The 24,478-nt window shown below is 66.7% G+C and carries 8 protein-coding genes; 4 read left to right on the forward strand and 4 right to left on the reverse strand.

Features of this window, described 5'->3' with window-relative positions; genetic code table 11:
• The 3 genes from AC1HIY_RS00120 to AC1HIY_RS00130 form a co-directional block, all read right to left on the reverse strand.
• Positions 1 to 12,100: LamG-like jellyroll fold domain-containing protein (locus tag AC1HIY_RS00120; protein ID WP_479574670.1), on the reverse strand; the 12,100-nt coding region annotated here is incomplete at its 3' end.
• A 43-nt stretch (positions 12,101 to 12,143) separates the two neighbouring features.
• Entirely contained in the window at positions 12,144 to 12,566 is a 423-nt protein-coding gene (locus AC1HIY_RS00125) for a response regulator transcription factor (RefSeq protein ID WP_479574671.1), read from the reverse strand.
• 184 nt (positions 12,567 to 12,750) lie between these two features.
• Positions 12,751 to 16,839, reverse strand: a complete 4,089-nt coding sequence (locus AC1HIY_RS00130; RefSeq protein ID WP_479574672.1) for an ATP-binding protein — start codon at positions 16,837 to 16,839, stop codon at positions 12,751 to 12,753.
• Positions 16,840 to 16,966: 127 nt separating this feature from the next.
• On the opposite strand from AC1HIY_RS00130, the gene mobA reads away from it, so the two are divergent.
• Complete coding sequence (mobA, locus tag AC1HIY_RS00135) at positions 16,967 to 17,536, forward strand: molybdenum cofactor guanylyltransferase (protein WP_479574673.1); 570 nt, start codon at positions 16,967 to 16,969, stop codon at positions 17,534 to 17,536.
• A gap of 6 nt (positions 17,537 to 17,542) precedes the next feature.
• On the opposite strand, the gene AC1HIY_RS00140 is transcribed toward mobA, so the two are convergent.
• Positions 17,543 to 17,944 carry a hypothetical protein gene (locus tag AC1HIY_RS00140; protein WP_479574674.1) on the reverse strand — a complete coding sequence of 134 codons (402 nt, stop codon included), beginning with the start codon at positions 17,942 to 17,944 and terminating at the stop codon, positions 17,543 to 17,545.
• Between the two features lie 354 nt (positions 17,945 to 18,298).
• Between AC1HIY_RS00140 and AC1HIY_RS00145 the strand changes: the two genes are divergently transcribed.
• From AC1HIY_RS00145 to AC1HIY_RS00155, 3 genes are all read left to right on the forward strand, one after another.
• The gene (locus AC1HIY_RS00145) at positions 18,299 to 19,972 is read left to right on the forward strand and encodes a 4Fe-4S dicluster domain-containing protein (protein WP_479574675.1); all 1,674 of its coding nucleotides are present in this window, start codon (positions 18,299 to 18,301) and stop codon (positions 19,970 to 19,972) included.
• A gap of 36 nt (positions 19,973 to 20,008) precedes the next feature.
• Positions 20,009 to 21,346 carry an OmpP1/FadL family transporter gene (locus AC1HIY_RS00150; RefSeq protein WP_479574676.1) on the forward strand — a complete coding sequence of 446 codons (1,338 nt, stop codon included), beginning with the start codon at positions 20,009 to 20,011 and terminating at the stop codon, positions 21,344 to 21,346.
• Between the two features lie 244 nt (positions 21,347 to 21,590).
• The gene (locus tag AC1HIY_RS00155) at positions 21,591 to 24,383 is read left to right on the forward strand and encodes a molybdopterin-dependent oxidoreductase (RefSeq protein ID WP_479574693.1); all 2,793 of its coding nucleotides are present in this window, start codon (positions 21,591 to 21,593) and stop codon (positions 24,381 to 24,383) included.
• The last annotated feature ends 95 nt before the right edge of the window (positions 24,384 to 24,478 follow it).

Here is a 24,478-nt window from a genome sequence, read left to right on the forward strand (position 1 = left end):
GCACAAAGTCGTTCAGGATGATCTCCAGCGAGTCGCCGGCCTCGGCCATGTCGGCGTTGTAGATCCAGTTCTCCTTCGGCCGGAGGATGGCAATGTCGCTGCACGGGGCGGTGAAGTGCACGCTGAAAGAGACCGTATCCGCCACCAGCAACGAACCGCCGTCCCCCCACACGGCATAGTCTCCCGGCGGATACACCATCACGGCGAGGTCGTCATAATTGTACTTCGTCGGTCCGCGAGAAACTTCCAGCGTGATCTCCTGCGTCTGATCCGGATCGACGAAGAAAGACAATCCGCTTTGTATAGAGCTGCCTTGCGCCTTGAGCGTGGCTCCGCCGGGGTTCGAGGTGCTGACGGTGCGCAGGACGTACTCGCGCGCTTCCTTGCTCTCGCTCAGGTTGGTCAGCGACAGCGTGAAGACGGCCGGTTGATCCGCCGGCACATCGAGCAACTCGGGCGGATTGAGCGACAAGGTGGGGTTGTCGCGTTTCTGCGTGCCCTCCTCCCAGGGACCGGAACTGGTGCCGCTCTTGAGTTCGAAGATCGGCGTATCCCACGTTTGCCCCTGCTTGACGTCCACGCTGAAGACATCGCCGAGGTCATCATCGGCCAGGACGAAGCCGCGCGTGGTGCTCTCGCCTCCACCGAGCGTCTGACTGAAACCGCCTCCAAACTCCGTTGTGACCTTCACCACAGGCGAACCCTCAAACCCGAACTCCTTGACGACGGCCGAAATTCCCGTCTCCGTTTTGGTGGAGAGCTTAAACTCGATCGATCCTTCTCCACTCAAGCGGTCGCTGTACGAGAAGCTGAAATCCGCACCGGAACTGAAGGATACATTCTCCAGTGTGCCTTCCGCCAATTCCTGATCGATGGGCTCCGCCTCCTCCTTGTCCTCATCGTTCTTCTCGAGATAGCCGCTCCAGTTATCCTTCGCCGTTGTCAGCCGGTCGATCTCATCGGCATCTTCCAGGTCTTCGACAGCGGCCTCGAGTTGGGGAATAAGCGTGTTTTCAATATGGTTCTGGGTGAAGATGTAGGTGGTCTCCCACGTGTTACTTTCATTGAGATCGACGGAAATATCCTCGTCCTTCGTGATCCGGCAGGCCGCGTCGTCGAAGGCGATGACGTCCGTCGGCGAGAAGTCGAAGTTTACACCGGCTCCGATGAAGACGTCCGCAGGAGCGCCGATGAACGTGCTTGCGCCGGAGGTCTCGTATCGTTCAGTGGTGCTGGTGCAGAACGAGACGGCGCCTTCGACCCCGGTTGTTATTTTCAAGGTCACCGAGGATTCCCCGACCACCTGGGTCTGGGTAAGAAACGAAACGCCCAAACCCTTGGAGAACCGGACCCCGGTAGCAATCCTTTTTTCGAACATGTTTTCGTTGTCAAAGAAAGCGAATGCCTTGGTGGTCGTGCAAAACTCACTGCCCTTTTCCAGGAAACTATAGGAGCCGTCTCCGGGCGGATCTCGAAGCACGTAGAAGGGCATGTCAACGGGTTCCGTGGCAAAGGTGGACGTGCGGGCCAGCGCCCCGTCGACGAGCACCCAGGCCGTCTCGGTGACGGCCGCGCGCCCCGGCACTTCCGCAATGGCCGTGAGCGATTTCTGGAACGACCGGTCCACGCCATCGACGGTCTGCCCGGAGGCAATGTTCGGAGAGTTGGCGCGGGTGCGGTAGAGGTCCCCTTTGACGAAGAGGGTGTCGCCGGTAATCGGGTCGATCTGATCCTCGGCATAGACGGCGATTCCGTCTTCGTTGATGGTCATTTCGATGGGCGTGTCCCCCATGTTGATGATCTCGTCGAAGACGGTTACCGTCCCGCTGTCGGCCGGGCACAGCCCGTCGTCGCCGAAATCTTCGAACACGCTGATGGTGAGCGGGATGTACCCGGGCTCGCCGCTGGGCTGGATCAGCACCGGCACGGGATCGACGACGCCGCCTTCGGGCTTGGTGATGCCGGCCGGACAGAGCGCCTCCCCGTCTTTGACGAGCGTTGCCGGCGCGTCGAGGAAGCCGGTGATGGCCACCGACAGGGGCGCGTGGTAGATCAGATCGAGCGTGTCCGCCTCTTCGGTCAGGTCCACTTCCTGCGCGCCGAGGTTGTCGAAGAACTCGATGATGTCGGCTTTGAGTCCGGCGTTGGACGTTTCCACGTCGGTCACCTGCACGAGGTACTTCTGCGGCGGCAGCTCGACTTCATAGTTGGCGTCGGTCTCGATCTCCTTGAGGAAGCACCCGTCGGCGGTGAAGATCTTGATGGTGGCCGTGCCGATGGCCGTGTTGCAACTCCCGCCGAAGAAGCCGGAGAGCGTGCGCGTCTTGCCGTCGGTGAAGTCGACGCCGAAGACGTCATCTTCCACGGTCACCGTCGTCGAAGCGGGCGTGAAGGCGTGCTCGTCTCCGGCATCGCCCTTCCGGATCTCAACGGTGCGTTCTCCGATGTCGGCGGAAATGCTATAGGTGCCGTCGGATTCCGTTTGTCCTCTGAAGTCGCCGTCGACGAAGATATTGGCGCCGGCCACCGGGCAGGTGGTGTCTTCGAACTGCACGACGCCGGAGATGGTGAAGGCCGAGACGTCGATGAAGTCGACTTCGTTCTGTACGGGGCTGTTTGCGCTGAGGGTGATGGTCTTGAAGGCCGGGTCGAACGTGCGCACGCCGAGGCTCGGCGTGACGGTGAAGGACGTTCCGTTCCCGTAGCGCAGGTTGGCTATGGTGTAGTTGCCCTCGGTGTCGGTTTCGGCGCAGGCATCGAGCGGGGCGCTCTCTTCGGTCCAGTAGACGCCTCCCACGAAGGCCGCGTGCGCGTTGCCGCCGCTCCGGTCGCCCGCGATGCCGCCCGCGCCCTGATCCATCGGCCAGTACGCGAGCAGGTCGTCTTCGTTGCCCGCGAGCGGGAGAGCTTCCGCAGCGGAAGCGGCAATCTCCTCCGACGTCAGCGCGCGCGACCACAACCGCGCCTCATCCATGCGCCCGCCGAAGTAGGCGGCATTCACCGTGTCGCCGCCGAAGAGCCAGGCTTGCGGCGTTTCCGGCAACACGGCATTCACCGTCGTCGAGGCCACGAGGGCGACGCCGTCGCGGAAGAACTGCACGGCGCTCGTGCCGGCGGAGCGGTCCTGTTCGATGACGAGGGCCAGATGCTGCCACCCGGCCGAGACGATGTCGTCGGCGCTCACGATGACGTCTGCGCCGAGTGTGGCGCGCACCTTCGAGCCCGAGAGGCCGAGCCGCACGCCGGCGACGGGCAGCACGATCAGGTCCTGCTCGCCGTCGAGGGCCGAGGGCCGCACCCACAGTTCCACGGTGAAGGCGTCGGGCAAGGTCACCTCCTGCAGCGAGGCGTACCCGCCCTCGCCGTCGAAGAGGAGCGCCTTGTTCGGGTTCGGGTCGAGACACACCGCGACGTCGCCGATGCCGCCGCCGAGCTCCGAGGCCACGCGCCCGCTGATGGAGCCGTCGGGCGGCGTCCAGCCGTAGTCGCAGCCGACCTCCAGCCCCGTGGCCACGGATGTGACACAGTAGAGCGCCAGGCTGCCCGAGGCTGCGTCGAAGTCGTTGTAGGTGCTCGCGTTCGCACCCGTAACGTCGATCGAGACGCCGTCGCGGGTGACGTTGAAGCCCTGGCTGCCGTCGACGCTCGCCGTGGACCACGTGATCTGCACGCGCGTGTCGAAGGCGCCGTCGGAGGCGGCCACGTCGTTCGCGCCCGTGATCACGATGCCGTCCCCGCTCACGGCCGCGCCGGCGTCGCAGGCTTCTTCGGAAAAAGCCACGCCGCCGAAGGCGCGCGCGCAGTACGTGTGCGTCACGCCCGGCACGACGGTCGAGTCGATGTAGGCCGTGGCGTCGGCCGTCGTCGTGGCGATGAGCACGTCGTCCCGGAGCACCTGATAGCCCTCCTCCACCTCCGAACGGTCGATCCATGAGATCACCACCCGGTCGGGGTAGGCGTCGGAGGCGTTGAACGTCTCGGGCGGGAAGATCACCGTCGCGCCCTCATCCGAGGCCGAGGCCGAGGCGCCGAAGTCGTCGAAGGCGATGACGCTGTAGAGATAGGTTTCCCCCAGTTCCACGGTGAAGTCCTCGAAAGAGCCGAGGTTCTTTTCCGTAGTCCCGACGAGCACCGAATCCTCGGCGGCGAGCACCCGACGATAGACGCGATAGCCGTCCTCGGCGCGGGAGTTGTCGAGCCACGCAACCGTGATGCGATCCTCGAAGTCGCCGTCGGTGGCGGCCACGCTCGTGGGCGCGGCCAGCATGCGGAACCCCTCGTCGAGGCCCGGCTCGGACTCGCTGTAGGCGTCGAAGGCGACGACGCTGTACGTGTACGGGACCGCAGAGACGCCGGTGAAGTCCTGGAACGACGTCTGGCTCGCGCCGGTCTCGCCAACGAGCGCCGGGAAAGCCTCCGAAGCCGCCTGCCGGTAGACGCGGTAGCCCTGTTCGATCTCCGAGTTGTCCACCCACGTTACTTCGACGAAATCTTCGCTCTCGGCGTCCGTGGCGGATACGCTCGTCGGCGCGAGCAGGCTGCGGCTGCCGTCGTCGCAGACCCATGCGGACTCGTACGCTTCCTCATTGACGGCGGCCACGCAATAGGAGTAGGTCACGCCGGAGGCCTGCTCGAAGTCGGAGTACGTCGTCAACGAGGAGGTGATCGTCTTGATGAGCGTGGTGTCGGCCTCGATGCGATAGAGGTTCATCAGCACCGCGCGCGTGGCGGGGTTGTTCCACGTGATGACGACGTGGTCCTCGTGTTCGTCGTCGGTGGCGGCCACGTCGGTCGGGGCCAGCACGAGGGAGCGGCGGCCCACGGCGCACACGGCCTCGGAGGCCACGTCGCTGCCGCTCACGCTGCTCAGCGTGGCCACGCAGTACCGGTAGTCCACCCCCGGCTCGGCGGCGGTGTCGGTATAGCTTTTGACGCCGGCGTCGGTGGTGGTCAGCAGCGTCGAGTCCGCCTCGGCCAGGTCGCGGCGATAGACGAGGAAGCCGTCCTCGAAGTCGACCGGATCGGACCACGCCAGTTCCACGCGGTCGTCGAACGTGTCGAACGTGGCGGTGAAGCCGCCCGGCACGGGGAGGATGTCGATGCCGCCGGTGTCGCAGACGGGCAGCGATTCGAGCGCGCCGTTAAGCGTGACCACGCAGTACGTGTGCGTCACACCGGAGACGGGCGCGAGGTCTTCGTACGTGACCACGTCGGCGGCCACGGCGGCAAGTTCGGCGTCGTCGCGAAGGATGCGGTAGCCGGTCTCATCGGCGGCCTGATCGGCCCACGTGAGCACGACGCGGTCGGGGTACTGCCCGTCGGTGGCGGCCACGTCGAGCGGGGGCAGCACGAAGCCCCGGCTGCCGACGTCGCAACGTTGCTCCGACGAGACGCCCGCCTCGTCCTCGGCCTCGACGCAGTACGTGTAGGCCACGCCGGGCATGGCCGTGGTGTCGCTGTACGACTGCACGTCGGGGTCGACGGCGGCCAGAAAAGCATCGTCGCGATAGACGTTATACGCCGTCTCGAAGGCCGAGCGGTCGGTCCACGTCAGTTGCACCTCGTCGGCGAGCGTGCTGTCGGTGGCGGCCACGCCGTCGGGGGCGAAGAGGATGCGGCTGCCCTCGTCACAGACGGGGTTGGATTCGCCGCGGAGCGGAGCCGAGAGCACGAGGCAGTACTCGAACGTGACGCCGCGCAGCCCTTCGGTGTCGGTGAAGGTGGTCTCGTCGCCGGCGGCTACGGAGATCTGCACGCCGTCCCGGAGGATGGCGATGGTGACTTCCTCGACGTCGACGGGGTCCCACGTGATGTCGGTCTTATCCTCATAGATGGCGTCGGAGGCCGTCACCTCACCGGGGAAGACGAGGTCCGCCGGCACGTCGGAAGCGGTGAGAGAGGCGTCGCCTTCGAGCACGGCATCATGGCCGCCGTCGGAGAGATCGCCGACGCCGCCGGCCACTTCGAGGTCGAAGCGCCAGTATCCGGCCATGCCGGTCTCGTCGCCGGCAAGGGTGTGCTGCATGTCCTCGAGGATCTTGTCGCCGGTGCGGAAGAGGTTCCACAAACGCACCTCGTCGATCCTGCCGGAGAAAAGCCCGCCGGTGGCGGCGTCGCGGCCCATCTCGAGCGCGGCGCCGTCGTCGTCGGGCGTGCCGGAGGGGTCCTCGTTCTCGGTGACGAGCTTGCCGTTGCGATAGGCGCGGAGCGTCTCGCCGTCATATGAGGCGGCCAGATGATACCACCGCCCGGCTTCGAGCGCGCCGAAGGAGGCGGTATACTGTGTGCCGCCGATGGTGAGGGCCGCCGCGCCGCGCGCGTCCGCGTCGGAGTGATCCCAGAAAAGGGCATAGTTCGTCCCGCGCGCGACGACGGCCGAGGTGAGCGTGTCCGACGGCGCGGCGTCGGCATAGACCCACGCTTCGAGCGTCCACGAGTCGAGCGGCTCGGTGTTCGTCGTGCTCGCGTAGTCGTCCACGCCGTCGAGCACGAGCGCGGCGGCGTCGGAGCGGACCAGGAGATACTGCCCGGGTTCCGTCAGCCGGCGGAAGGTGACCGTGCCGGTGAAGGGGTTGACCTCGGCGGCTTCGGCGACGGGCGCCCAGGCTCCCCCCGCCTCGGCGGCACGACGATAGAGCTTGAGCCGACCGGCCAGCAGCTCGTCGAAGCCGTCGACGGCTTCTCCGGGGGTGAAAACGAGATCGGCGGTGAACGCGCCCGTGCCGAAGCGTTCGAGCACCCAGTACTGCCCGTCGAAGACGTCCGTGACCCCGTCGGGCGTCTGGTTCGGCGCGCCGTCGATGCGGGTCGCAAACACGTCGGCCCCGTCCTGCGCGGCATAGTCGGCCTGAAGGTCCGTGCCGGAGAACTCGATCACGCCGTCGTCCTCGGTGCGGTCGGCGGTGACGGCGTCGCCGATGGGAGCGCCGGAGTCGAGCCACGCCGTGCCGCCCTCGAGCGCGCCGTCGTGCCCGGCCACGAGGTCGGCGGTCACGAGGCCCGCGCCCTCATTGAGCGGCCAGTAGCCGAGCAACCCGTCCACGGTGCCGCCGAAGACGTGGTGCATCGTCGAGCGGATCTCCTCTTCGGTGCGCGCCTCGTTCCAGATGCGGACCTCGTCCATCGCGCCGTCGAAGAAGTCCCCGGCGGGCGGATCGGCCATCGCTTTGGCCAGCCCCACCTCCACCCAGTTCTGCCCGAGCGTCCAGTCCGGCCCGCTGCCGTCGTCGTCGAGGCGCGCCGCCAGCGTCTTTTCGGCGATCACGACGCCGTTGCGGTAGACCGTCACCACGGACGCCGCACCGCTCTCTTTCACGACGACGGCCAGGTGCTGCTGCCCCGTCACCCGCTCGCCCGCATCGACCGTCTCGCCCCGCAAATACACGCGCAGGCTTCCGTCATAGAAACCGACGTTGAACACGTCCTGACTCGAAAAGCCGTCCCCGTCGGCCACGTCTTTGGAAAAGAAAGCGCGTCCGTCCGTGCCGCTCTGCGGGTCGATCCACAGTTCGATGGTGAACGTGTTCGGAAGCACGAGACCGGTGAGCTTGACGAAGTCGTCCGCGCCGTCGAAGTCGAGTGCGCTTCCGGCGACGGCGGGGGCGCTCGCCCCGCGCGCCAGGACGAACTGCCCGCTGTTCGAGACGCCTGCAAACGTGACCGTTCCGGCGGAGGCGTCCACCGCACTCCCGGCGGCGGCCACCAGCCATTCCCCGTCCTCGTTGGCGTCGCGGCGGAAGAGTTTGATGCGCGACGGGTCGGCCTCGTCGTCCGTCGTCAGGCCGCCGGCCTCGAAGGTGAGATCGGCGGTGAACGGCCCGCCGTCGTAGCGTTCCATGACCCGGTACGTGCTGTCGAGGAGCGCGATGCTCGACCCGACCGGCGGGTTGGTCGGCGTCCGGTCGATGCGCGTGACGCCGACGCCGGAGCCGCTGTGCGAGAGGTAGTCGGCGGTGAGGCCCGTCTCGCCGAAGACGAGCGCGCCGTTGCTTTCGACGTCGAAGGCGAAGACGCCGCTGCCGAGCGGAAGCGTCGAAGCTTCGCGCGTGCCGCCGCCGTTCATGAACGTTCCGTCGTGCCCGCCCACCACGTCGACGGCGTCGCCGTCGGCTTCGTCGAACTGCCAGTAGGCCACGAGCCCGACCTCGTCGCCGGCGAGGGGACGATGCACCGTGGCGCGCACCTCCTCCTCCGTCTGACTCACGTCGAAGAGGCGCAGTTCATCCAGCGTGACGTCGACGCCGTCGGCGGCGGCTCCGCCCTCACTCGCGGCGCCCGCGAAGAGCGGCGCGCCCCAGTCCACGAACACGCCTGGAGCCTGCGAGCAGGTGCCGTTGAGCGTCGCCGGGACGCCGTCCACGTAGACCGTCATCGCATTGGCGACGGCATCCTCGATCACCCAGGCCACGTGGTGCCACGCGCCGTCGTACAGATCTTCGGTGAGGTACCGGGCAAGTGTCTTCCCGGCGTTGTCGCGGAGGTAGAACGTGGTCGCCCCGGCCTCGTCTCCGACCGTGCAACCCGTCGAGAGGATCCGGTTTGCCTCGACGGCAAAGATCGGCGAGGTGGGCACGTCCGGATCGACCTCGACCTTCAGGATCGCACCCGGGGCGGTGGTCGTGCTCTTCATCCAGAACGACGTCGTGGCATGTCCGAGCCGCCGCCCGAAATCGCCGAGGTCGCCCAGGTCGAGGTAGTCGAAACCGCCGAAGGCGGCGGCGTTGCCCGCGAGCGTGCCGGGCGTGCCGCCACGAGCCACGGCGAACTGGCTGAAGCCGGTGAGGCCGTCGAAGGTGACCGTACCCGCGCCGTCGTCGACGGAGACGCCGTGCGCGACGACGGACCACGTCCCTCCCTCGGCGCGACTGTCGCGGCGGAGCAGTTTGAGACGTCCGGGGTCGGCGGCGTCGTCGGCCGTCAGGTCGTCGAGCGTGAACGTGAGCGAAGCCTCGAAGGCGCCGTCGCCGAAGCGCTCGACGACCCAGTACCGCCCGCCGAGAAATGTCAGCTCTGTCCCCGAGGGCGCGTCGAACGGATCAAGGTCGAGGCGCGTGACGGTGATGGGGTCATTGGTCTCGTTCGTCACGAAGTCCATCGTCACGTCGACGTCGGTGAAGTCGACCGGGCCGACGGCGGCAATGGCCGTGGCGCTCGCGCCGCCGCCGACGGGCGTATCGGATGTGATCCAGTCGGCGTCGTCCATGTCCGTGAGCGTCCCGTCATGCCCGCCCACGATGTCGAAGGCGGTGTCGCCGCTGCCTTCGTTGAGTTGCCAGTAGGCGGCGAGCCCCGTCTCGGCGCCCGTCATCGTTCGGTGCATCGCCTCACGGATCTCCGTCTCCGTGCGCGCCACGCGCCAGATGCGGACCTCTTCGAGGTCGCCGCCGAACCACTCCTGAACTGCATTTCCGCGCCGCCCGAGGAAGAGGGGGCCGGCATTGACCGTCGTGCCCATCCCTGCCGTGGACACCGTCTCCTGAGGCTCGCCGTCCACGTACAACGTGAGCGTTTGGGACGCGCCGTCGTGCACACACGAGAGGTGGTGCCACTGCCCATCGTTGAGATCCGTGCGAGACGAACTCGCGCCGGGATTCAGCACGCCGTCGTACCGCGCGCATCTGATCTTGCCGGGCAAGCCGTCGACGCGATTGCGCAAGACGAAAGGATACTTCAGTTCATTGATGTCCCACTTTTCGATGATAGCGCCGCTGCCGGTTCCCGTGCCGCCGTCGCCGGTATAGCGAACCCACGTCTCGACAGTGAAGGAGCTGTCGGCGTCGAAGGCGAAAGCAGGATCGTCCGGGATCTCGACGTAGTCGTCGACGCCGTCGAAGGCGAGGGCCGTTCCGGGGACGGGCTGCGCCGCCGGGGCGCGCACGATGATAAACTGGCTGAACGCGTCGAGGCCGCGGAAGGTGACGGACTGAGCCGCCGCGTCGAGGCTGTCGGCCGCGCCGACCTGTTCCCAGGACGCATTGCTTCCGGCCCGGCTGTCGCGTCGGAAGAGAAGCAAGCGCCCGGCCACGTCGTTCGTCAACTCTTCCGTCACGGTGAAGGTCACGTCCGCATTGAAGCTCCCCGCCCCGTCTCGTTCGAAGACCCAGTACTGGCTGTCGAAGACCGTCTCGACCGAACCGCCTACAGGCAGGGCCGACGGAGCGGCATCGAGGCGGGTGACGGTGACCGAAGCGCCGCTCTGAGCCGTGTAGTCCATCGTCACGCCTGCGGCCGAAAAGTCGACCATGCCGTCGGCCTCGGTCTGCGTCACGCTCACGCCGCCGGCCACGGGCACGTCGGACTCGACCCACGCGGCGCCGTTGATCAGGCCGGCATCCTGTCCGCCCACCACATCTTTGGCCACGTCGCCCGTGCCTTCGTTGAACTGCCAGTAGGCGACGAGCCCCGTTTCCGCACCGGTCAGCGTTTGATGCATCGCCTCACGGATCTCCGTCTCCGTGCGGGCCGCGCTCCAGATGCGCGATTCTTCCAGCGCGCCATCCAGTGGAGAATAAATGACACCGCCCCACCCCATCATCACCGGGCCGGTGCCCTGACACGGCGTGATCGAGACCGGCTGCGTGCTGTCGAGCACGCCGTCGATGTACAGGTTGAAATTCGCCCCGTCATACGTCGTGGCCACATGATGCCATTCGCCCAGCGAGAGATCGCCCATGGAGTCGAACGAATGACCTGTAGCGCAATCGCTCTCGGCCATTGAATAGTGTACCTTTTGCGTGCTGGGTATAATCCACAGGCCGTAATTGCGCTGGTCTACCGTTAAATTTTGATTCTCTTTGATGATGATGGGCTGCCAGTCGGGGATGACGGCGTCCATGCGGACCCACGTCTCGACGGTGAAGGTGGTCAGGTCCAGGCCGTCGTTGTCGGGCACGAGGGCGTAGTCGTCGATGCCGTCGAAATCCAGCAGCGTGCCCGCTTCCGGGTCGGGCGTGCCGCTGCGGCCGAGGAGAAACTGCCCGAAGCCGGTCAGCCCCGTGAACGTCGCCGTATTTGCCGCCGCGTCCACGCTCGAGGCCGCGGTCGCCACGCCCCATGTTCCGTCACCCGCCGTGCTCGCCCGCGTGAAGAGCTTGATCCGCCCCGGATCCGCTGCATCGGCGGCCGTCAAATCCTCGGCGACGGTGAAGGTGACATCGGTGCTGAACGCGCCGGCGCCGAAGCGCTCGACCGTCCAGTACTGGCCGTCGAAGGGTGTGATGAGCGTGCCGGGAACGACCGACGGAGCCGAATCGAGGCGGGTGACGGTGACCGAAGCGCCGCTCTGCGTGGCGTAGTTCATCGTCACACCGGCAGCCGAGAAGTCGACCATGCCGTCGGCCTCGGTCTGCGTCACGCTCACGCCGCCGGCCACGGGCACGTCGGAGGCGGCCCAGGCCGTGCCGTTCACCAGAGCACCGTCGTTCCCACCAACCACGTCTGCCGCCGTGGCACCGCTGCCCTCGTTGAACTGCCAGTAGGCGACGAGCCCCGGCTCGGCGCCCGTCATCGTGCGGTGCATGCCCTCCCGCACTTCGGTCTCGGTACGCGCCGTGTTCCATACGCGTGTCTCTTCGAGTTCACCGCCGAAAAACCGGCTGTCACCCTGACTAAGACTACCCAGATACAGATTCACGGAATCGTTAATGGCCGTGGTTTCCGGCGCCGAGGCTTCGAGCGCACCATCTACAAACAATTGTATTTCAGCGCCCGTCATGACGGCTGCGACGTGATGCCATGCACCGTCATTGACGTTGGTCGTCGAGAAGATATCTGTGCCGCCACCGGAACCGGCCGGCACGCGATGCAGAAAGCGAAGCTCCCCCGTCGTTCTTAGCTCAACGAGCAGGTAATCGACTCCGGGAGAAAGCCCACCGCTCACGAGATCTTGTGCGTCGGTGAGGCCACCTCCGTCAGTCTTAAACCAGCCCTCGACGGTATAGGTCGTACCGAAGGCAACACCGGGTATATCTACATAGTCGTCGACGCCGTCGAAGTCGAGGAGCGTGCCGGGAATCGTATCCTGCGCGTACGCGCGCGCGACGAAGAGACAGAGGAACGCACCCAGGAACAAACGAAGCGAGAGCGTGCGGTGGTCGTTCATAACGTTCACGCGATCGGGTTTAGAAAAGCGATTCACGGGCAGGTCAAATCTCGTTGAGTATGCGGTCGAGGGCGGCCCGAAGTCGGCTCGCGTTGAAGGGTTTGGCGAGCGCGGCTCCGGCGTCGATGCCTTGCGCCAGGCGGCGGGCGTCCTCCGGAGCCTCGCCGGTCACCAGCAGCACCGGCATGCCCGGATGGCTCGCCCGGATCTCCCGGCAGAGCGCGAGCCCGTCCATACGGGGCATCACCACGTCCGTGATCACCGCCGTGACGGCATGCCGGGCCAGTTGCGCCAGCGCCTCCAGCCCGTCGGCGGCTTCGTGGAAACGGTTCTTCCCGCTGCCATAAGCACGCAGGCAGCGCCGGATATAGGCCCGCATCTCGGCATTGTCGTCGACGATGAGAAAAACCTGGCCATCCGGTCCGCTCGTCGGATCGTCCGGTTCAGACACGACGGCAAATAACACAGGAAGGGGGGTATGGTGTGATCGAAAAAAGCATATGGGAAAAGATGAGCCTTTCCGCCGCAGGAGGGGTATCACTCAGGTAACAAAGGATGTCACTGAGGTAAAAAGCGGCCTTTTGAGAGGCAATTGAGAAGCCGGAGAGGCGTATGCGGAAGCGCGGGGCAGGGCGTCCGGAGACGTGTCCTCAACCCCTGGCGCGATACTGCGCGGGGGTGACGTCGTAACGCTCCCGGAAGCATTTGCAGAAGTACGACACGCTCTTGAAGCCCACGCCGTACGCCACTTCGGAGACGGAACCCGCCCCTCCGGAAAGCAAGGCGGCGGCCCGTTCCAGGCGAAGCGTCATGATCCACTCCGAGGGGGTCTTGTCGGAGAGCCGTTTGAGCTTTCGGTGGAGGTTCACCCGGCTCTGCCCGACGACTTCGGCGAGGCGCGCCACGGAGAAGGTCTCGTCGGCCATGTCGGCTTCGATGGCTGCGAGCACAGCGCGGAGGAAGGCCTCGTCGGACGGCGTCACCTCGGGCGTGGTCAGCCGGAGGGCCGCGCCGTCGCCCGCCCACCGCACGCGGAGGCGGCGGCGCTGCTCGATCAGATTGCGCACCCGCGTGAGGAGCTCGCGCATCTCGAAGGGCTTGGTCAGATAATCGTCCGCGCCCTCTTCGAGCCCCTGCAGTTTGCCTTCCATCGAGGCGCGGGCCGTGAGCAGGATGACCGGGACGAAGTCGATCTCGGGGTCGGCCTTGACGGCGCGGCACAGGGCGTCGCCGTCCATACCGGGCATCATCACGTCGGAGACGATGAGGTCGGGCACGCACTGCCGGGCCAGCGCCAGAGCCGCCGCGCCGTCCTCCGCCTCGGCGACGCGGTAGCGGGGCTCCAGGTGCCGCCGCACGAACGCGCGAAGCTCGGCGTTGTCGTCGACGACGAGCACGAGCGGCACGTCCTCACCGGCGCCGCCCGCCTCCGTATCGTCCGCCGCCGTATCGTCCGCCGTATCGTCCGCCGCCGTATCGTCCGCCGCCGGCAGATCGGCGTATCGCATGAGCCGGTCCTCCACCTCTTCCGCTGCCGCCTCGGAAGCCTCCGGCTCTGCCACCTGATCCGGCGCGAGGTGGTCCTTCCCTTTCGGCAGGCGCACGACGAACGTGGCGCCGCGCCCGGGCGTGCTCTCCACCGCGATGGTCCCGCCGTGAAGCTCGACCAGCTCCTTGACCAGCGCCAGCCCGATGCCCGTGCCCGGCTGAAGCCTGGCGTCGGACTCGCCGGTCTGGTAAAAGCGATCGAAGATGTGCGCGCGGTCCTCCACCGCAATGCCCGACCCGGTGTCGGCCACACGCACGACGGCGTGCCCGGCATCTTCGCGCACGGTCACGCACACCGTTCCGCCCTCCGGCGTGAACTTGAGCGCGTTCGAGAGCAGGTTGCCGAAGACCTTCTCCATCTGATCCGCGTCAAAAAAGAGCGTCAGCGTCTCCGGGTCGGCCTCGAAGGTGAGCGTGATGCGTTTCCGCTCCGCCAGCGGGATAAACGCACGCGCGAGTTCCCGGAGGAAGGCAACGAGATCGTACGGACGCGCGTGGAGATACAGCCGTCCGGCCTCCAGCCGGGAGACGTCGAGAATCTGGTTGATGAGCCGGAGCAGCCGGCGGGCGTTCCGGAGACTGAGGCCAACCTGTTCGGTGTCGTCCACGTTGAGTTCGGAAACGTCGAGCAGATCTTCGAGCGGACCGATGATCAACGTCAACGGCGTGCGGAACTCGTGCGTGATGTTGGCGAAGAAGCGCGATTTGATCTGGTCGAGTTCGGCCAGACGGAGGGCCTGCTTTTCGAGCTGATCCCGCTGGCGTTCGACCTCGGCGGTGCGATCGTGCACCAGCCGTTCGAGCTTCTGCTCCCGCGCCCGGTGGTTGCGCTCCTGCCATCGCACGGCCGCGAAAAGCAACCCGAGGCCCATGAGCACATAGCCGATATAGGCCCAGACCGTCCGGTACCACGGCGGCAGCACGACGAACGCATACGTGCCCGCCTCGCTGACCCGCCCGTATACGTCGCGCCCGCGGACGAGGAAGCGGTAGTCGCTCCCGGGAAGGTTGGTGTATTCCTTGAACGTCTCCGCCGTCCACTCCGACCAGGCGTCCTCGAAGCCGTCGAGACGGACCTGATAGCGCGTGGCGGCGGGATCGTCGAAGACGGGCAGCGCGTAGTGAAAACGCAGGTTGCGGTCGGCATAGTCGAAAGCGGGGGGCGAAGCGTCCGCGCGCGCACGACCGATGCCGGCAAGCGTATCTTTTCCCATGACGACCACCCGCCGGACCACCGCCGAAGCCGGGGAGGCCGGCGGGAAGCTCCGCTGCACATCATACCGGATCAGATCCTTCGAACGCCCGATCCAGACCACGCCGCTCTCCTCCGGAAAGAGCGAGAACGTAGATTGTGAAATGCGGCGCAGCGGCGTCCGGTCCCACACCCACCGATACCGCCCGTCGGGTTCTTTGAGGAAGACGCCCGTCTCGCCGCTGACGCGCGCCCACACGTTGCCCCGCGCGTCTTCGGCCATGCGGAAGAAGTCGCGTACGGGATCGTCGAGGGCGGCGGAGACGGTGGTGTCGGGCGTGAAGAGGAGCCGGCGCCGGCCGGCGCCGTCGGGCACGCTCCTGAAGTCGAAGAGGCCCTTGAGTGTGCCCGCCTTCCAGCGCCCGGCGAGGTGGAACAGGTACACGCGCCCTTCCGGCAGCCCGTCGGTCACGTCGTACCGGAAGACGGCGGGCGGGCGGTCCACGCCGTGCCGAAAATCGAGTTCGACCATGCCCTGGAAAGCCGACCCGAGCCACAGCGTGTGCGGACCGGTGCGGGCGATGGAGCGCACATCTTCGGTGACGCCTTCGACCCGTCCGGCGTCACGCCACCGGCCGTCGCGCCGTTCGACGACGGCCAGCCCGTCGTCGAGGCCGACGAAGATGCGGTCGGGCGCGTCGGGGTCGCGATAGAGGCTATAGACCTGATCGGCTGCCCGGATGCGCACGGCGTGTTCTCCCCGCAGCGCGTACACGCCGCCGGAAGCCCCGACGATCAGGGCATCTCCGACATCGACGAAGTCCCAGACCTGCCCCTCGATTCCTCCCGCGGGGTGGAAGCGCGGCACACCGGTCGCCGGCGTCTCCAACCGACGCAGTCCTTCACGGGTGGCCGCATAGAGCCGCCCCCGATGGCGGATCATCTTTTCCACGGTGCTTCCAATCCCGAGCGCCTCGTCGAAGCGCGTCATGGAAGCGGCGAGGTCGAGGCGCACGATGCCGCCGTCCTGCGCCATCCAGAGCGCGCCTTCCCGATCCACGAGAAGGCCCAACACGGGATCCGGCGGCACGCCCATTTCGGGCACGAGCCTTCGCACGAGTCGTCCTTCTCGCGTGAGGATCACACCGCCCTCGCGGATCGTCCCGAACGCACGCATGCCGCCGGGGAGTGTCACGCCGTTATAGAGAAAGCCCTTCGCGAAAAGGCTGTCGACGTCGGTGGGCGCCGGCGTGAAGGTCCGGCCCGCCCGGCGAAAAAGTCCGTGGTCGCTCGTCCCGATGAGGAGCCCGCCGTCCGGCTCCGGCAAGGCGACGTAAACCGACTTGTCGGCGAAGACCTCGCCGCCGGGCACGAGCCTCAGGCTGTCGCCGTCGAGCGCCAGGAGGCCGCGCCCGTCCTCCGAGACGAAGAGCGTGTCGCGCACGGCCGAGGCCGGCCGGAAACGGGTCCCGGCGCGCCATACGCGCATCGGGCCGCGCCCGTCCCACCGCATGAGTTGCCGGGTGCTCTGGAAATAGACGCCGTCCGGAAGCGCGAGCACACGCCGCACGTCGGCGAAGTCGCGGGCGTCCTCGGGCACATGCGCCATCAGCGAGACGTATCGCGCGCCGCCGGCGGAGGCGGTCTCGAGGTAGCCGACCTCCCCCTGCGCGCCGACGTACACCGTGCCGTCGGCGTCGACGGCCAGCCCGCGCGCGATGCTCTCGTTCGGTATCGGGATGGACCGCCACTCGGCGCCGTCGTATTCGAGCACGCGGTGGTTGTTGCCCACGTAGATGATCCCGCGTCCGTCCTGCACCACCGACCACGTCTGCGCGTGCCCGCCGTAATCCTCCGGAGCAAAATACTCGCGAAAGGGCCGTCCCGCCTCGGCGACAAACACCGGCTGCGCCGAAAGGCGTCCGGCCGGTTCCGGCTGTCCGTACACCGCCGGGACTGCTCCAGGGAAGAGCGCGAGCACGCACCACCCGATTGCCATGGCTTTGATGCTGCGATTCACCTGGGCACTCCCTGGCTCTTCGTAAAAAGTCACATGTTGGTCAGAGCGTAAAGAAGGTCTATCTTCTCACAATCGGTAGGGTTCCCCTTCTCCTTTAGAGGACATGATGCGCGCATCGATCACCGGACTGATCCTCGCCGGAGGCGCGAGTCGGCGCTTCGGCGCGGACAAGGCGCGCGCGGTGGTGGGGGGCCGGGCGATGATCGCGCGCGTCTTCGAGGCGGTGCAAGGGGTGACGGAGGAGGTGCTCGTGAGCGTGCGCGCAGGCGGCGACGCCTACGGGCTGCCGGGGGTGCGCGTGGTGGAAGACGCCGTGCCGGGCGCCGGACCGATGGCGGGCCTCGAAGCGGGCCTCCGCGTCTGCCGAACCCCGTGGCTCCTCGTCGTCGCGTGTGATATGCCCTTCCTCACACCGGACATGCTCGAAGCGATCATACGCCGCCGCGCACCCGGCCTCGACGCCGTCGTGGCGCAAACGCCGGACGGGCGGCTTCAGCCGCTGTGCGCCTGCTACGCCGCCTCGATCCTGCCCCTCGTCGAGGCGCGGCTTCGGAGCGGTCGGCGGTCGATGCGCGGCCTGCTCGAGCGCCTCGACGCCGCGCGTGTCGTGCCGCTGCCCGGGGCCCCGCTCCGCAACGTCAACCGGCCCGGCGACCTCCCGGGAGACGACTCGTGAGCGCCGCTATCCGCCCACGGTGACGGCCGAGGCCGCCCGCACCGTCGCGCCGAAGCCCGTCGCCGAGCCCCGGTCCTTGAGCGTGCCGTCGACGAAGACCGTCGCCACGGATTTGCCGAGCCTGTCCGGGTCGGCGCACGTGGCGCGCACCGAAGCCCCGAAAGGCGCGCCCTTCTCCCGGACCGTCACGCTGAACTTCGTCTCCCACGGCAGCGTCGCATCCTCCACGGTGACCAGCTCACGCGTCTCACCGATGTAGCGGATCGTGCACGCCGCGTACGTCCCCTCCACACGATACGACACCGCATGCGCGGCCAGGTCGCCCCCGCGCGCGTTCGGATCCACAAAATCAGCCGTGCAACCGGCCAACAACATCATTCCCCAGATGACGAGCCATCCACGATGCATAACATACCCCACCAATAGATTGTAAAAACATTTATCCGGCAGCATCGAACGCCGTACGCGCGAGGCTTCCCCTGCGCTTAAAGAGAGGATTTGTCGGGACTATTTCAAGGGCTAATTTCAAGCCGGGATGCGCCGGCTCGCTCTGGAGACCCGGCGCTCGAGGCCCGTCCGACGCGCAAGGACGGACGAGCGAGGGCCTGATTTTTCGCGCGTCTTCTCCGCTCCGAATCTCGCCCGGAGCTTCTTCTTTTTTGAGGAATTGTTTACTTTCTCCCACAATTGACATAACTTGACATTACAAGTTTGATTTCCACCGCCGGAAGCGCTCCCGAGTCCGGCTTTTCACAACGGCTTATGAACTACGGCTTCCTCATCAACAACGACGCGTGCATCGGCTGTCATGCCTGTTCGACGGCTTGCAAAAGCGAGAACCAGGTGCCGCTGAGCGTCAACCGGACGTGGGTGAAATACGTCGAGACGGGGTTGTACCCGAACGTGCGGCGGCATTTTCAGGTGACGCGGTGCAATCATTGTTCGAATCCGCCGTGCGTGCGCATCTGTCCGGTGACGGCGATGTATCAGCGCGAGGACGGGATCGTCGAGTTCGATCCGGACGTGTGCATCGGGTGCAAGGCCTGCATGCAGGCGTGCCCGTACGACGCCATTTACGTGGACCCGGAGACGGGCACGGCGGCCAAGTGCCATTACTGCGCGCACCGCGTCGACATGGGGATCGAACCGGCGTGCGTGGTGGTCTGCCCCGAGCACGCCATCATCGCGGGCGACCTCGACGACCCGAACACGGAGATCAGTCGGATGCTGGCCGAGAACAAGGTCACGGTGCGCAAGCCGGAGCAGGGCACGGCGCCGAAGCTTTTTTACATGGGCGGCAACGACGCGGCGATGCACCCGACGGCGACTCCGCGCACGCCCGAGACGTTTCTGTGGGCCGACGTGCTCCCCCTCCACGGCGACGGCCACGGTGACGACGCCCGCGAAGCGCATCCGCCGAAGCGCTCGCTGCCGGACGTCCCGAAGAAAAAGTCGGCTTCGGGCACGCCGATCCGCACGCCGCAGACCCAGGGGGTGCCGAGTCCCGGTCCGATCATGATCGGCAACGGGCGCATGGCCGACCACATGGTGCAGGTGGCCTACAATGCCCAGCACAAAATCCCGTGGCACTGGCCCGTGCCGGCGTACCTCGTCACGAAAGGCATCGCCACGGGGCTGTTCCTGCTGCTGAGTCTCGGCCTCGGGCTCGGCTTCTTTGCCTTCGACGCGGCGACGTTCGTGACGGGCGGCTTCGTGATGCTCCTCTTCCTCGGCATCACCACGGGGTTGCTCGTCTACGACCTCGAACGGCCCGAACGTTTCCTCCGCATCCTGACGCGCCCGCAGTGGAAGAGCTGGCTCGTGCGCGGAGCGTTCCTCCTCGTCGGCTTCAGCACCCTGGCCGGGCTGTGGTGGGTCGTCGAGGCCGGAGCCTACTTCGGCTTCCTCGCCCCGGATCTGGCGGCGGCGGTGCGCCCGTATTTCCTGTGGATCGGACTTCCCCTGGCCGTGGGCGCGGCGATCTATACGGCGTTCCTCTTCGGACAGGCCGAGGGGCGCGACCTCTGGCAAAGCAGCGTCCTTCCGGTCCATCTGCTCGTGCAAGCCGTCATGGCGGGCGCGGCGACAGTGCTGGTCATGGACGTCTTCATGGCGCTTCCCGAGGCCCTCGCCCACACGGCGCGCGTCACGTTTGCCGCCGCCGTCGCGCTCGACCTGCTCGTGACGCTCTTCGGCGAGTTCGGGATGCCGCACGCCTCGGAAGCCGCCGCCCAGGCCGCGCACGCCATCAGCCATGGCCCCTATAAGCATCACTTCTGGCTCTGGAGCATCACGGCCGGGCATCTGATCCCGCTCGCGCTCCTCTTCGCCGGAGACGCCGTCACGGCGGGGCTGGCCGGGCTGCTGAGTCTCGTCGGGCTGTACTACTACGAATACGCCTTCGTCATGGCCCCGCAGGAAGTGCCGAACAGTTGATCGACGTCCCTTTTCATCCTCAACCGCTCCAGACTCATGTCGCTGCTTTCGCAATCTCGCGCTCCAGGCTTTGTGGCCGCCCTCGGGTTTGTCCTCCTGCTGCTCGCGCCCGGCGCACGGGCGCAGTCCGGGCACGTGCTCAACGGCATCGGCGCCGCCGGTCAGGGCTGGGCCGGAGCCGGCATGGCCAACCCGCAGGACGGCCTGACGGCGCTCCACTGGAACCCCGGCGCATTGACCCATACGACCGGCTCGACGCTCTACCTGAGCATGCAGGTGCTCGACCCCTCGGGCTCGGTCGCTTCGACCGTGAACCAGGGCGCCTTCGGTCCCTTCGGCCCGCCGGTGACGCTCTCGGGCAGCACCGACAGCAACGCCGGCCCCTTCCCGATTCCCGCCCTCGGCTACATCCACGCCTCCGAGGACTCCCCGTGGACCTTCGGCTTCAGCGCTTTCGGCGTCGGCGGCTTCGGGGTGGACTACGACCTCGACCCGAACAACCCCATCCTCACGCCCCAGCCTCCGAACGGCTTCGGCTTCGGGCAGCTCGTCTCGGAGTTTGCGCTCCTGCAGGTGGCCCCCACGGCCGCCTACCGCCTGAGCGACCGCGTCTCCATCGGCTTTGCCCCGACGTTCAACTATGCCACGCTCAAGGTGGGCCCCTTCCCTGCCGCCGGCCCCGACGACGCCAACGGCGACGGCTTTCCCACCTATCCCCGCGCGCCGAAAGCGGGGGCCACGGGCTTCGGCGCTCAGGCGGGCATCCAGTATGACGCCCCCTCGGGCCTCCGCCTCGCCGCCTCCATCAAAACGCCCCAGTGGTTCAACGACTTCTCCTTCGACGCCGCCGACGAGGTGGGCAACCCCCGCACGCTCACCTTCCGCCTCGACTACCCGATGATCCTCTCCGCAGGTCTCGGCTACACCAGCCCCTCCGGCTTCGACGCCGCCCTCGACGTCCGGTACATCGATTTCGCAAACACGAAGGGCTTCGACGAGGTGGGCTTCGACCAGACCGGCGCGGTGAAGGGCTTCGGGTGGAAGAGCATCGTCGTGGTGGCCGTCGGGCTGCAGTACAAACTCACCGAGCGCCTGCCCGTTCGCATCGGATACTCGTACAACGAAAACCCGGTCAAAGACGAGGTGGCCTTCTTCAACACGGCCGCGCCGGCCATCATTCAGCAGCGGATCGGCGGTGGTTTTTCGTATGTGGCCGGCGACCGCGTGACGCTCGAGGCCGCCCTGCAGTACGGCTTCAACAATTCCATCGAAGGACCGTGGGAGATGCCGGGGTTCGGTCCGGTCCCGGGCACCTCGGTCACGCATGAACTCGCCACGTTCATCGCCGTGCTCGGGGTGAACGTGCGCCTATAATCCGCCCTCTTTCATTCTTTACGACACTATATTTCCGGGAACGAACATGGCAACGACCGCCAGGGACCGCATCGCCAACTTTCTCACGGCCATGCTCAAGATGAGCGCCCCGCCCATGCGCGTCGGGGTAGCCGAGCCGGCCGGCGACGGCGCGGCGCAGGCCTTCGGCCCGCCCGCCTTCCATCCCACCGACCGGAAGCCGGAGCCGGTGGACCTCACGACGGTGATCCATCCCGACGGGCGCATGAGCCAGTACCCGCCGCCCGAGAAGTGGAACGACTGGGTGGAGTGGGACGGCAAGGAATGGCCCCGCCGGGTGGCCCGCCGCTACACGCTCGTGCCGACGGTGTGCTTCAATTGTGAGAGCGCCTGCGGGCTGCTCGCCTACGTGGACCGCGAGACGCTGGCCATCCGCAAGTTCGAGGGCAACCCGAAGCATCCCGGCAGCCGGGGCCGCAACTGCGCCAAAGGCCCGGCCACCATCAACCAGATCTACGACCCCGAGCGCATCCTCTACCCGCTCAAGCGCGTGGGCAAACGCGGCGAGGGGCGGTGGAAACGCATCTCGTGGGAGGAGGCCCTCAACGAGATCGGCGAGAAGATGCGGGAGAGCCGCAAAAAACGCCGCGACGGCATCATGTACCACGTCGGAAGACCCGGCGAGGACGGCTATACCAACCGCGCCATCCAGTCGTGGGGCGTGGACGGGCACAACAGCCACACGAACATCTGCTCGGCCGGCGCCCGGGCCGGATACTACTTCTGGAGCGGCTTCGACCGCCCCAGCCCCGACTACGCCAATGCCCGAACCATCCTCCTCATCTCCAGCCACCTCGAGACGGGCCACTACTTCAACCCGCACGCCCAGCGCATCATGGAGGCGATGCAGAACGGCGCCAAGCTCATCACACTCGACCCGCGCCTGAGCAATACCGCCTCGAAAAGCGACGTGTGGCTGCCCACCTGGCCCGGCAGCGAATCGACCCTGCTGCTCGCCATCGCAAACTACCTCATCCAGAACGACCGGTATGACCGGGATTTCGTCCGCCGGTGGGTCAACTGGGAGGAGACGCTCGCCTTCTTCAAAACGAAGCCCTATCCCGAGGTTGCCTTCGAACTCGAGGGCGAAGGCACGTTCGAGGACTTCGACCGGCTGCTCAAGACGTTGTATGCGGGCTACACGTTCGAGCGCGCCGCCGAGGAATCGCAGGTGCCCGTCGAGCGCATCCGGCAGGCGGCGGAGTACGTGGCCGACTGCCAGGGACGCCTCGCCTCGCACACCTGGCGAAGCGCCTCCATCGGCAACCTCGGCGGGTGGCAGGTGGCGCGCTGCCTGTTCTTCCTCAACGTGCTCACCGGTTCGGTCGGCACGCGCGGCGGCACGTCGGGCAACTCGTGGAACAAGTTCGTCCCGAAACCCTTCGATCAGCCCCCGCCCTTCAACGCCTGGAACGAGCTTCACCTGCCGCACGAGTGGCCGCTCGCCCACTACGAGATGAGCTTCCTCCTGCCCCATTTCCTCGAAGAGGGGCGCGGCGAAGTGGACGTGTACTTCACCCGCGTCTACAACCCGATGTGGATCAACCCCGACGGGTTCATGTGGCTGAAGGCCCTCCGCGACGAGGACAAGATCAAGTGCCACGTGGCGCTGACGCCGACGTGGAACGAGAGCGCGTGGTTCGCCGACTACGTGCTGCCGATGGGCCACTCGGGCGAGCGGCACGACCTCATGAGCCAGGAGACGCACGCCGGGCAATGGATCGCCTTCCGGCAGCCCGTGCGCCGCGTGGCGATGGAACGCCTCGGTCAAAAGGTGCGGTATACGTACGAGGCCAACCCCGGCGAGGTGTGGGAGGAAAACGAGTTCTGGATCGAACTCTCCGTCCGCATGGACCCCGACGGCAGTCTCGGCATCCGGCAACACTTCGAGAGCCCGTATCGCCCCGGCGAGATCATCACCGTGGAAGAGTATTACCGGTGGATCTTCGAAAACAGCGTGCCCGGCCTCCCCGAAGCCGCCGCCCGGGAGGGCCTGACGCCGCTCGAATACATGCGCAAATACGCCGCCTTCGAGGTTACGCGGGACCACTATACGCCGTACGAGAAGACCGTCTCGGCCGAGGGAGCGCAGGTCGACGAAGCGGGCCGGATCGTCACGGAGAAGGGCGTCGCGGGCGTGATGGTCGACGGCGAGGCGAAGGTGGGCTTCACCACGCCGAGCCGCAAGCTCGAGTTCTTCTCGCCCACGCTCCGCGACTGGGGCTGGCCCGAGATCGAATACACCCTCCCGTGGGACCTCAAGAGCCACGTCCACCCCGACCACATCGACCGCTCGAAGGGAGAGATGCTCCTCCTGCCGAATTTCCGGCTCCCGACGCTCATCCACACGCGGAGCGCCAACGCGAAGTGGCTCTATGAGATCAGCCACAAGAACCCCGTGTGGATGCATCCCTCGGACGCCGAGCGCCTCGGCGTGCGGAGCGGCGACCTCGTGCGCGTCGAGACCGAGATCGGGTATTTCGTCGACAAGGTGTGGGTGACCGAGGGCATCAAACCCGGCATCATCGCCATGAGCCACCACCTCGGTCGCTGGCGGCTGGAGGAGGACGCGGGCGTCAACAAGGGCGCCTCGAACCTCGTCCGCCTCGACGAAGACGCGCAGGGCGGGCACAAGCTCAACGTCCTCCACGGCGCGAAGGCGTGGAAGTCGTGGGACCCCGACACCGAACGCATCTGGTGGGAGGACGTGGGCGTGCACCAGAACCTCACGCACGGCGTCCATCCCGATCCGATCAGCGGGGCGCATTGCTGGCTTCAGAAAGCCCACAACGTCCGCAAGGCCGAGCCGGGCGACCGCCACGGCGACGTGTACGTGGACGTCAACCGCTCGATGCAAACGTACCGGGAATGGCTGGCCCTGACCCGCTCGGCCGTCGATCACAGCCCCGACGGGTTGCGGCGTCCGTGGTGGCTCAAACGCCCGCTCAAGCCGGTGAAAGAGGCGTACCGGCTCCCCGCGCACCCCTTCGGAAGATGACCGCCGCCGCGGCACACTGACGGAGTTTCTCCCACAGCCCGATGCGGGCACGAACGGGTTTCTTCTCATCGGGCGAATGCCGATCTTGCGCCGTA

It is taken from the genome of Rhodocaloribacter sp. (genome assembly GCF_056451265.1).